The organism is Chryseobacterium sp. BGARF1, assembly GCF_001677955.1.
Lineage (GTDB): Bacteria > Bacteroidota > Bacteroidia > Flavobacteriales > Weeksellaceae > Chryseobacterium.
Genome location: NZ_LELA01000097.1, coordinates 21311 through 32312 on the forward strand (window position 1 = coordinate 21311; position 11002 = coordinate 32312).

Here is an 11002-nt window from a genome sequence, read left to right on the forward strand (position 1 = left end):
CGATGATGAGTTGTGCGGCGAATTGCTAAACATCCAGCTTCCAGCTCCCATCTTCAAACATTTAAATAATAAAATGGATTTAATTACATTTAAATTAATACTTGTACTTGCACTTTTCCTGCTTTCATTAACGATTGCAGCCTACTCTACTTGGGCAGAAAGAAAAGTTGCAGCCATTATGCAAGACAGAATCGGGCCAAACAGATCAGGACCATTCGGTTTGCTACAGCCTCTTGCGGATGGTGGTAAATTTTTCTTTAAAGAAGACTTTACTCCTGCCAATGCAGAAAAATTCCTTTTCGTATTGGGACCTGCGTTGGTGATGTTTATTTCATTAATTACCGGAGCGGTGATTCCTTGGGGGAAAACCTTAAATTTAGGTGGTGTTTCTTATGATTTACAAGTTGCTAACATTGATGTTGGTGTACTTTTCATCATCGGAATGGCTTCTATCGGAGTTTACGGAATTATGATTGGAGGTTGGGCTTCCAATAACAAGTATTCATTATTAGGTGCAATCCGTGCTTCTTCACAGATGATTTCTTACGAATTGGCAATGGGTCTTGCATTACTTTCTATCATTATGATGTCAGGAAGTTTAGATTTAAAAGTAATTACTGAAAATCAAACGGAAGGAAAACTTTGGGGAATTATCCCTATCGGTTCTGGGATGAACTGGAATATTTTTTACCAACCATTGGCGTTCTTAATTTTCTTTGTTGCAGCTTTGGCAGAAACCAACCGTCACCCTTTCGATTTACCTGAATGTGAATCTGAATTGGTAACAGGATATACAACTGAATATTCTTCAATGAAGTTAGGTTTATACATGTTTGGTGAATATGTGAATATGTTTATTTCTAATGCTTTCATGGTCGTGCTTTTCTTCGGAGGCTACAACTATCCGGGAATTGACTGGGTTACTGAAAACTGGGGAGAAAATGTAGCAGGTATTTTGAGTATCGTAGCATTTTTATCTAAAACAATAATCGGAATTTTGATCTTTATGTGGATCAGATGGACGCTTCCAAGATTCAGATACGATCAATTAATGCACTTAGGATGGAAAACATTAATTCCATTGGCATTGGTCAACTTAATGATTACAGGAGCTGTGATTTTAGCTTTTGGAAATTAAGAAAGAATATGAAAATTTGATAATGAGATAATTTAAAAATTAACATTATCATTTTAAAATAAAATAGTAAATAATTAAGATAACAGACAAGATTAGTCTAAAATCTAATGTCTAACATCTAATATCTATAATTAAATGAAACTTACAAACAGATCAAAAGTTGTTTCAAATAAAGAGATGACCTTTTCTGAGAAGATCTACTTACCGGCGATTTTCAAAGGAATGGGGATTACTTTTAAGCATGCTGTGAGAACCGTTGTAAAACGTGCTCCCAATGTTTATTCTTATCCGGAAGTACAAAAGCCTAGAGCTGATATCTGGAGAGGTCAACATGTTTTGAAAAGAGATGAAGAAGGCAGAGAAAGATGTACAGCTTGTGGATTGTGCGCAGTAGCATGCCCTGCAGAAGCAATTACAATGACCGCTGCTGAAAGAACCAGAGAAGAAAAAGATCTTTACAGAGAAGAAAAATATGCATCGGTATATGAAATCAATATGCTGAGATGTATTTTCTGCGGTATGTGTGAAGAAGCTTGTCCGAAATCTGCAATTTATCTTACAGACAGATTGGTTGATGTTGAGACCAACAGAGGATCTTTCATTTACGGTAAAGATAAATTAGTTGAAAAAATAAATGAAAGGATTGATATCACAGAAAGACAATCCGAGAAACAAAAAAATGCGGTAAAATAATGGATCAGTTTTTATTTTTCTTGGTGGCGTTTTTAGCAGTGGCAAGTGCAGTGTACTTTGTATTTGCAAAAAATCCTTTATATGCTATTTTGTCATTAATTGTTACAATGTTTTCGATTGCCGGAATGTATATTCTTTTGAATGCACAGTTCCTTGCCATCATCCAGATCATCGTTTACGCTGGTGCTATCATGGTACTTTTCCTTTATATCTTAATGATGCTTAACCTTAATAAGCAAGACGAAAGTAAGAAGAACAATACTTTAAAGTTTGTTGGAGTTTTTACTGCATGTCTTCTTTTGATTGGTGTTTTAGGAGTTTTCAGAGGAGTACAAGATAATCATGTAGTGGTTGAAAACGTAGATAAAGGGGTAGGTCTTACAAAGAACCTGGGAAGACTTTTATTCAATGAATATGTTTTACCGTTTGAGCTTGCTTCAGTCCTGATTTTAGCAGGTATTGTAGGTGCGGTACTAATCGGTAAAAAAGATTTATAAAATTATGGGAGAAGTAAATACATTTATGCAAAGCATCCCTCTGGAATATTTCATTACTCTTTGTTCAGTATTATTCTGTCTTGGAGTTATGGGAGTATTGCTCAGAAAAAATGCGATTGTAATTTTAGGTTGTGTAGAGCTTATGCTTAATTCTGTAAACCTTTTATTGGCTGCGTTTGCGGCATACAACGGGAACAGTGACGGACAGCTTTTGGTTTTCTTTATCATGGTAGTTGCAGCAGCCGAAGTAGCGGTTGGTTTGGCAATTATTGCGATGTTATATAGAAACACCCGTTCTGTAGATGTAGGTATATTTAATAAATTAAAAGGATAAGAATGGAGAATTTAATATATGCAATAATACTTTTACCACTTATAGGCTTTCTTATCAACGGGCTTTTCGGGAAAAATCTTCCAAAGATTGTAGTCGGAAGTTTGGCAACAGTTGCAGTTTTTGCACCTTTTTGTATAGCAGTAAGCTTATTTTTAAATTTTGACTCTGAAAGTCCTGCCGTAGTTGTAAAGGCTTTCGAATGGTTTAGAGTAAACGGAATTCAGATTAATTTCGGATTCCAGATTGATCAGTTATCATTAATGATGGTGATGATCATCACGGGAATCGGATCTTTAATTCACTTGTATTCTATCGGATACATGAGTCACGATAAAGGTTTCTATAAGTTTTTTACTTATTTAAATCTTTTCATCTTCTCAATGTTACTCTTGGTAATGGGAAGCAACTATATGATCTTATTCATCGGTTGGGAAGGTGTAGGTCTTTGTTCTTATCTATTGATCGGATTCTGGTACACCAACGAAGAATACGGTAAAGCAGCAAGAAAAGCTTTCATCATGAACAGAATTGGTGACCTTGGTTTATTAATTGGTATTTTCATGATTGCGTCTCAGACCAACTCTGTAGATTATATTTCAGTAGCACAAAATGCTTCTAAATTTGAATTAGACGGAACTATCATCATCTTTATCACGGCAAGTTTATTTATCGGTGCTGTTGGTAAATCTGCTCAGGTTCCTTTATATACTTGGTTACCCGATGCGATGGCAGGTCCAACTCCTGTTTCAGCATTGATCCACGCGGCAACGATGGTTACTGCAGGTATTTATTTGGTAGTAAGATCAAACTTCTTATTTACTTTAGCTCCAACTGTACAAGGTGGAATTTTATTAATCGGATTCTTAACGGCAGCTTTGGCAGGTTTCTACGCACTGCGTCAGAACGACATCAAAAAAGTATTGGCATATTCTACAGTTTCACAGCTTGGTTTCATGTTCATAGCTTTAGGTTTGGGAGCTTATTCTACAGCAATGTTCCACGTAATGACACACGCTTTCTTCAAAGCATTGTTATTCTTGGGAGCAGGTTCTGTAATTCACGCAATGAGCAACGAGCAGGATATGCGTTTTATGGGAGGTTTAAAAAAATACATTCCAATCACACACATCACTTTCCTGATCGGAACATTGGCGATCTCAGGTTTCCCTTTACTTTCAGGGATGATCTCTAAAGACGAAATTTTGGTTGCAGCTTTTGCTAAAAACCCTATTTATTGGGTAATGTTATTCATTTTAGCAGCAACAACCGCAGCATATATGTTCAGACTGTATTATTTGACATTCCACGGAGAATTCAGAGGTACCGAAGAGCAAAAACATCATTTACACGAAAGCCCGATGAACATGACGTTACCGTTGATCGTTTTGGCAGTGCTTTCAGTACTTGGAGGTTTTATTAATTTACCACACTTTATCGGTCACGGTCATTATGCTAAATTAATGGAATGGCTGAAACCGGTATTGACACCGGAAAGCTTTAAGCAAATGGAAGCTACTCTTTCGGGAGTTGATTTCAATACTGAAATGATTCTTTTAGGAGCAACTATCTTAATGTTCTTCACTGTTTGGTTCATTGTTAAAAACATGTACGTTAACAAGAAGAAAATGGCAAAACCTGAAAATGAATACACTGGATGGGAAAAACTTTCTGCTAAAAAATTATATGTCGACGAACTTTACAATGCATTAATTGTAAAAACTTTCGAAGGACTTGGACGTGGCGGAAAAATGTTTGACAAAGGCGTTTTAGACCGTTTTGTAGACTACATAGGTGAAGGTGCTGAAGACAGCGGAAAATCTATGAAACGTATTCAAAACGGAAATGTTGAGAACTATGTTCTTATCATGACTTTGGCTGTGGGAATTATACTGATTGTTAACTTTATATTACAATAATGTCTTATTTACTATTAACATTATTACTTTTACCTCTTGTAGGTTCGGGATTAACCTTTGCATGGAAGAACGCTTCCAGCAAATATTTGGCACTGGGAATTGCTTTGATTCAAATGCTGCTTACATTTTACATCCTTTCGGATTTCAATTTTGAACCGACGGTTGACAGTGTTTTGCAATACGAAATCAATTATCCTTGGTCACAGTTTATAAAAAGTAACCTTCATTTCGGGATTGACGGAATGAGTTTGCTTCTTTTATTACTGACCAATATTCTTACGCCGTTAATTATTTTATCATCTTTTAACGAAAACGTAAGCTACAAAAACTCTTTCTACGGACTTATTTTGCTGATGCAGTTTGGTCTTGTAGGAGTATTCACAGCTTTAGACGGTTTGTTATTCTATATTTTCTGGGAAGTAACGCTTATTCCAATCTGGTTTATTGCTGCTCTTTGGGGACAGGAAAACAAAAGAATGGAATTCACGACAAAATTCTTCGTCTATACATTCGTAGGATCTTTGTTTATGTTGGCTGGTTTAATCTATGTTTACACGCATTCAGCATCTTTCGCTCTTACAGATCTGTATAATGCAGATTTGGGTGAAACGCAGCAAATCGTTGTATTCTGGTTTATTTTCTTTGCTTTTGCAGTGAAACTTCCGGTTTTCCCTTTCCATACTTGGCAACCTGATACGTATACTTATTCTCCAACTCAAGGATCGATGCTTTTATCAGGAATTATGCTGAAAATGGCAATCTACGGAGTAATCAGATATTTATTACCTATTACACCAACCGCTATTTTCGGAATTTCAGGACAGATTGTAATCATCCTGGCAATTATCGGAATTGTACACGGTGCTTTAATTGCGATCATCCAGACTGATATGAAGAGAATTATTGCATACTCTTCTTTCTCACACGTTGGATTAATGGTTGCTGGTATTTTTTCTTCCGCAATGCTTACTTTAAATGGAACTTTTACTATTGAAGGAGCTGAAGGAGCTTTAGTTCAGACTTTCGCTCACGGTATCAACGTAGTTGGTTTGTTCTATTGTGCAGATGTTTTATACAAAAGATTCAAAACAAGAGACATCAGACAGATGGGAGGTTTGGCAAAAGTAGCGCCTAAGTTTGCCGTACTTTTCCTATTAATCATTTTAGGATCAATGGGAGTTCCATTGACAAATGGTTTCATTGGGGAATTTATCCTGATCAAATCTATTTTTGATTTTAATGTATTAGCTTCAATCATTGCTGGTTTAACGATCATTCTTTGTGCGGTATATCTATTGAGATTTTACGGTAAAGCAATGTTTGGTGAGGGTAATGCAGCAGTATTAAGCACAGCAAAAGATCTATCGGCAGTAGAATTTTCAGTATTGGCAAGTATTGCAGTATTTGTGATCCTGTTAGGGATCTTCCCTCAACCGGTAATCGATATGGTGGGAAGTTCATTGAAGTTTATCTATTCATCGATGAGTAATTAAAAGATTAAAAAAATTTAAAAATTAAAAGATTAAGAGACAAAAGACAAGAAATAAGAGACTTATAGACAAGAGATAAGAGACCAAGAAAACAGGATTATAAAATCCAAACCTTTGAATCTCAAATCTCAAATCTCAAATCTCGAATCTCAAATCTCAAATCTCGAATCTCAAAATCTATAGTATGAGTGTTTTAATTATTGTTTTCCTGACAGCAGTTGCTGCATTATTCTCGGGAGTTTTTGAAAAAGGAAAATACGCAAGATACATTGGTATTTTTGGGTTAATCGTTGCATTATATGTAAGCTTTTTACCTGAAGCTTCTTTCTTCGAAAAATACAGATTGATGTATGAGTACGGACAAAATACAGCATTGTTTACAAAAATTTCTATTGTGACGACTTTGCTTTTATTCTTCCTGGGAGGTTTTGCATTCAGCAATCACAGAAACCATCAGTCAGAATTGTATGCATTGATGCTTTTTGCATTGTGTGGAGGTTTTGTATTGTTCGGATACCAGAATTTGGTGACTTTGTTCTTGGGAGTTGAGATCTTGTCTATTCCGTTATACGTAATGGCAGGTGCTAACAAAACAGACCTTAGATCAAACGAAGCTTCATTAAAATATTTCCTGATGGGAGCTTTCGCAACAGGTTTCTTATTATTAGGAATTGCCTTTGTCTACGGAAGCACAGGAACATTTGATTTATACAGAATTCATGATTTCAGCACGGTAAATCCTACCAACGGAATGTTTATTCTTGGAGTGGTGTTGATGCTTTGTGCAATGGCATTTAAAGTAGCTTTGGCACCTTTCCACATGTGGAGTCCGGATGTTTACCAGGGTTCACCTTCATTAATCACCGCTTTCATGGCAAGTGTTGTAAAAATCTCAGGATTTTACGCATTATTCAGATTAATGACGATTGGTTTCTCTGGTGTTACTCACGAGTGGATTAACATTTTAGGCGTATTCTTGATCATTACTTTACTATTGGCAAACGCAATGGGTCTGGCTCAGACGAATGCTAAAAGAATGTTGGCCTACTCTTCAGTTTCGCACGCAGGATATATCGGCTTGGTATTCTTCGGAATGAATGCCCTTTCAACATATACATTGGCGTTTTATTTATTCGCTTATTCATTATCAACAGTAGGAGTATTTATGTGCTTGATCTGGGTTGAAAAACTAAAAAGAGAAACTTCTTACGGAGCTTTCAAAGGTTTGGCTAAATCTGAACCATTATTGGCAACTGTTGCAACAATCTCTTTATTGTCAATGGCTGGAATTCCTTTAACGGCAGGTTTTATGGGTAAATTCTCATTATTTGCTCAGGCATTAAGCAAAGACAACAATGCATTCTTAGTAATTGTAGCAGTTTTAGGTTCTGCAATCTCAATCGCCTACTATTTAAGATTAATTATTGCGATGTTCTTCTTTAAAGAAACAACCTTTAAAACTTCAGAAAGAGTAAGCATAACGTACAATATTGTCGCAGTATTTATTATTGCATCAATCATTGCACTGGGAGTTTTCCCTGATTTATTTGCAAAGCAATTCGGATTATAATCTGAATCAAGATATTTAAAATTTAAACCTTTCAATTTATTGGAAGGTTTTTTTGTGGTCTAAAATCTATCTTTATTCTTTTTATTATAAACTTTATAGTTATTGACTTACGTTTCTCAGCCAATCTAATATTTTTTCCAATTAAAGATGACAAAAAACATTTAGAATCATTCAAAATAATTAAATTTAAACTCTTCTAAAAATCATTTTTTAACTACTTTTACTTAAAAATTTATAAATAGATTATGAAGAAAATAGTACTTGTGGGAATCTTGACATTAGGAGGATTTCTAACAGCAAATGCACAGTGCAAAACAGTATCAACTCTTACAGAAAATTTTGATACCTGGAAAGATATCGACAAATGCTGGACAGCTCATCAAGGCAAAGCAATGCTTTACGCAAAAGAAAAAAAAGTTACTTTTTACTCAATGACCAGCCCAAGAGAAAATATGTATTTGGTCACTCCAAAAATTAAAGCAGGAAACTATACCCTGACTCTCGATATTTCAGATAATGGCGGAGAAACTACATTGGAAGTATTCTCTGTAAACAATCCGGCCGATACAAAATCTTATGTTTCTATTGTAAAACCTTCAAAAATCACAGGTGACAAAAAGACCATCAACATCTCTCTGAAAAAAGATGCCAATGTAGGTCTGAAAGTAATGCTAAACGGTATACATCAGGCTGTTTATGTAGATAACTTTTCACTGAAACCAAAAAAATAAATCTTTTAAAATTTATTTGAATGCTGCTCAAAGTTTCGCGACTTTGAGCAGTTTTTATTTAGCATAAAATAACAAGTTGATAAGAATATACTTCATACTTGTAAGCCAACAAGAAAAATATTTTACCACAAAAGAATTAATGCTAAAAAAAAGAAGTAAATTTTGGTGTATTTATTGCAACAAAAATTCCACAAAATGAAAAACTTAATTCTCTTTTTATTTATTGTATTAAACATCAATATTTACATGGCTCAAACGTATCATTTCCCTGAAGAATCTGCTGAACACGAAGGAACTTGGCTGCAGTGGCCGCATCAATATCAACATGCGGTAACCTACAGAAACCGTGTAGAGCAAACTTGGATAGACATGACAAAAGCTTTGCAAGCCAATGAAAAAGTACACATCATTGCGTATGATGAAACCGAAAAGCAAAGAATTATCAAAGTTTTAGAAAAAGCAAAAGTTTCTTTGAAGAACGTAGACTTTAAAATATATAAAACAGATGATGTCTGGATAAGAGACAACGGACCTATTTTCGTAAAAGACAACAAAGGAAATATTTTGATTGAAGACTGGGGTTTCAACGGTTGGGGTGAAAAATATGATTTCGAAAATTGTGATCAAATCCCATCAAAAATAGGAAAAGATTTAGGAATAAAAGTAATTAATCTTGGCGAACAAATGGTCAACGAAGGTGGTTCTGTAGAAACTGACGGGAATGGTGTTTTAATGGCATGCAAAAGTTCGGTCATCAGCCAGGAAAAAGAATCAATCAGAAACAAAGGCATTACTCAAAGTGAAGCTGAAACTATGTTTAAAAAATACTACGGCGTTTCAAAAGTAATCTGGTTAGACGGCGTGACGGGTTTGGATGTTACCGATATGCATATTGACGGGTTTATGAAATTCATTAATCCCCAAACTATGCTTACCATGAAAGAAAATGATTTGCTTGAATTAGGTCTTTCTGAAAGCGATGTTGAAAAATTACACTCTGCAACCAACGCAGAAGGTAAAGAATATAAAAAAGTATATATTCCTACAACCAAAAATAAAGTGAAAACTGCGTACGGAAAACAGCTTGAAGACAAAGGTTCTTATGTAAACTATTACGTAACCAACGGAATTGTTTTAGTTCCAAATTATGGAGATGCTAATGATAAAATTGCCAATGAAATTATTCAAAAACAATATCCAGACAGAAAAATAATCGGTATTGATGTCAGAAATCTCTATGAAAACGGTGGCATGATTCACTGTGTAACGCAACAGCAACCTGCAGGAAATTTATTAAAAGAAAAGATTTAAATATAGTAATTATCCCTTTTCAAAAGGTTTATTATAAAAAAGCTGCTCAGTTTGAGCAGCTTTTGTCATTTTGACAGATTATTTAGATGTACTATTGCTGTACAGTCGCTGTACCCTTTCTGTATCTAAAATGTATAATTATTGGGTATATAAAAATATCTAATATTAAGCGTCACGTTTTGTCGTGATAGATAATTATGTTTGCGAAATCAACATGAATCTTATCATATTAATTCTCATTAAAGAGAGGATTTATAAAGTTAAAAAAAGTTAAATTCGCAAAAATAATAACCATTAAAAAACTCAAATCATGAAAAAACTCTACATGAGTGCATTTCTGATATGCACAACTGCTGTATTCTATGCTCAGGATGTGGTATGGCAGAAAGATATTAAATCCTCTACTCAGGATTTCCTTTCACAGGTTACCCCAACCATCGATCAGCAATATCTTATTACGGGTAGTAGTATTCAGGTAGCAGGAAAAACTGCAGGGATATCTGCAGCTTCAAAGCAGAACAACGGCTACGATTTTCATTTAGTCAAACTCAATCAACAAGGAGAAGAAGTCTGGGAAAAGTATTTCTCAGGGCAAAACCATGACTTTTTATCGGCAACAGTTGCTACGCAAGAGGGTGGATTTCTTCTAGCAGGAACCTCGCATTCCGGAAAGGGTCTAGACAAAAAAGAAGCTTCGAAAGGAGGATCCGACATCTGGCTGATCAGAATTAATGAATTCGGAGACGAACTGTGGCAAAAAACATTAGGAACAGCTCAGGATGAAGAAGCAAGATCTGTCATTCAGACTGCTGATTTTGGATTTATGGTCGCCGGAAATGTTCAAAATGCAGCCAACGGATTCGGTTCGAAAGATGTGACCGTAACAAGACTTGACAAAAATGGAAAAGTACTTTCAGAAATACTCTTAGGCGGAAGAGGTCTGGATGAAGTTGAAAAAATAATCCCAACTCCAGATGGAGGAGCATTGCTGGGAATTTACTCGAGGAGCAGTGCTTCTACTATTGGTAATAAGCAATCGGTAATGGGTAATACCAATTCGAATGCAAAAGGAGGCTCTTCAGATATTACTAATTACCCATTACCTATTACTCATCCAAAGTCTACAGAAAACTTCGGAGAAGGCGATTATTGGGTCATCAAGCTCAGCAAAGACAATAAAGTAGAATGGGAAAAGAATTTTGGAGGTAAAGGTGATGATCATTTGAGAACCATAGCTTTTACGTCTTCAGGATATATTATTGGTGGAGAATCAAGGTCTGAAAAGTCAGGAAATAAAACAGTTGGAATTGAAGAAGGAACAG

General features: G+C 35.3%; 9 protein-coding genes and 1 pseudogene. All 10 read left to right on the forward strand.

Annotated elements, in window-relative coordinates:
* Positions 1–73 precede the first annotated feature (73 nt).
* Positions 74–1138: an NADH-quinone oxidoreductase subunit NuoH gene (gene nuoH / locus AB671_RS18275; RefSeq protein ID WP_066680289.1), complete on the forward strand. Its 1065-nt coding sequence runs from the start codon at positions 74–76 to the stop codon at positions 1136–1138.
* A 135-nt stretch (positions 1139–1273) separates the two neighbouring features.
* On the forward strand, positions 1274–1831 hold the full coding sequence (locus AB671_RS18280) for a NuoI/complex I 23 kDa subunit family protein (protein ID WP_066680251.1): 558 nt from the start codon (positions 1274–1276) through the stop codon (positions 1829–1831).
* Complete coding sequence (locus AB671_RS18285) at positions 1831–2328, forward strand: NADH-quinone oxidoreductase subunit J (protein ID WP_066680248.1); 498 nt, start codon at positions 1831–1833, stop codon at positions 2326–2328. Before AB671_RS18280 ends, AB671_RS18285 begins: the two co-directional genes overlap by 1 nt.
* 4 nt (positions 2329–2332) lie before the next feature.
* A complete protein-coding gene (nuoK, locus tag AB671_RS18290) occupies positions 2333–2662 on the forward strand; it encodes an NADH-quinone oxidoreductase subunit NuoK (protein ID WP_066680246.1) in 330 nt (109 codons plus the stop codon).
* A gap of 2 nt (positions 2663–2664) precedes the next feature.
* Positions 2665–4578 (forward strand): NADH-quinone oxidoreductase subunit L, encoded by a 1914-nt coding sequence (gene nuoL / locus AB671_RS18295; RefSeq protein ID WP_066680245.1) that lies wholly within the window; start codon positions 2665–2667, stop codon positions 4576–4578.
* Positions 4578–6071: a NuoM family protein gene (locus AB671_RS18300; protein ID WP_066680242.1), complete on the forward strand. Its 1494-nt coding sequence runs from the start codon at positions 4578–4580 to the stop codon at positions 6069–6071. Before nuoL ends, AB671_RS18300 begins: the two co-directional genes overlap by 1 nt.
* A 181-nt stretch (positions 6072–6252) precedes the next feature.
* Positions 6253–7638 carry an NADH-quinone oxidoreductase subunit N gene (locus AB671_RS18305; protein ID WP_066680240.1) on the forward strand — a complete coding sequence of 462 codons (1386 nt, stop codon included), beginning with the start codon at positions 6253–6255 and terminating at the stop codon, positions 7636–7638.
* Positions 7639–7883: 245 nt separating this feature from the next.
* Entirely contained in the window at positions 7884–8369 is a 486-nt protein-coding gene (locus AB671_RS18310) for a hypothetical protein (protein ID WP_066680238.1), read from the forward strand.
* A gap of 195 nt (positions 8370–8564) precedes the next feature.
* Positions 8565–9680, forward strand: coding sequence for an agmatine/peptidylarginine deiminase (locus AB671_RS18315; RefSeq protein WP_066680237.1), 1116 nt, complete (start codon positions 8565–8567; stop codon positions 9678–9680).
* 310 nt (positions 9681–9990) lie between these two features.
* Positions 9991–11002 (forward strand): annotated as a pseudogene (locus tag AB671_RS18320) (T9SS C-terminal target domain-containing protein); the annotation flags it as partial.

Coding starts and splice junctions, on each gene's coding strand:
- nuoH (WP_066680289.1), top strand. CDS start 74: ATGGATTTAATTACATTTAAATTAATACTTGTACTTGCACTTTTCCTG.
- AB671_RS18280 (WP_066680251.1), top strand. CDS start 1,274: ATGAAACTTACAAACAGATCAAAAGTTGTTTCAAATAAAGAGATGACC.
- AB671_RS18285 (WP_066680248.1), top strand. CDS start 1,831: ATGGATCAGTTTTTATTTTTCTTGGTGGCGTTTTTAGCAGTGGCAAGT.
- nuoK (WP_066680246.1), top strand. CDS start 2,333: ATGGGAGAAGTAAATACATTTATGCAAAGCATCCCTCTGGAATATTTC.
- nuoL (WP_066680245.1), top strand. CDS start 2,665: ATGGAGAATTTAATATATGCAATAATACTTTTACCACTTATAGGCTTT.
- AB671_RS18300 (WP_066680242.1), top strand. CDS start 4,578: ATGTCTTATTTACTATTAACATTATTACTTTTACCTCTTGTAGGTTCG.
- AB671_RS18305 (WP_066680240.1), top strand. CDS start 6,253: ATGAGTGTTTTAATTATTGTTTTCCTGACAGCAGTTGCTGCATTATTC.
- AB671_RS18310 (WP_066680238.1), top strand. CDS start 7,884: ATGAAGAAAATAGTACTTGTGGGAATCTTGACATTAGGAGGATTTCTA.
- AB671_RS18315 (WP_066680237.1), top strand. CDS start 8,565: ATGAAAAACTTAATTCTCTTTTTATTTATTGTATTAAACATCAATATT.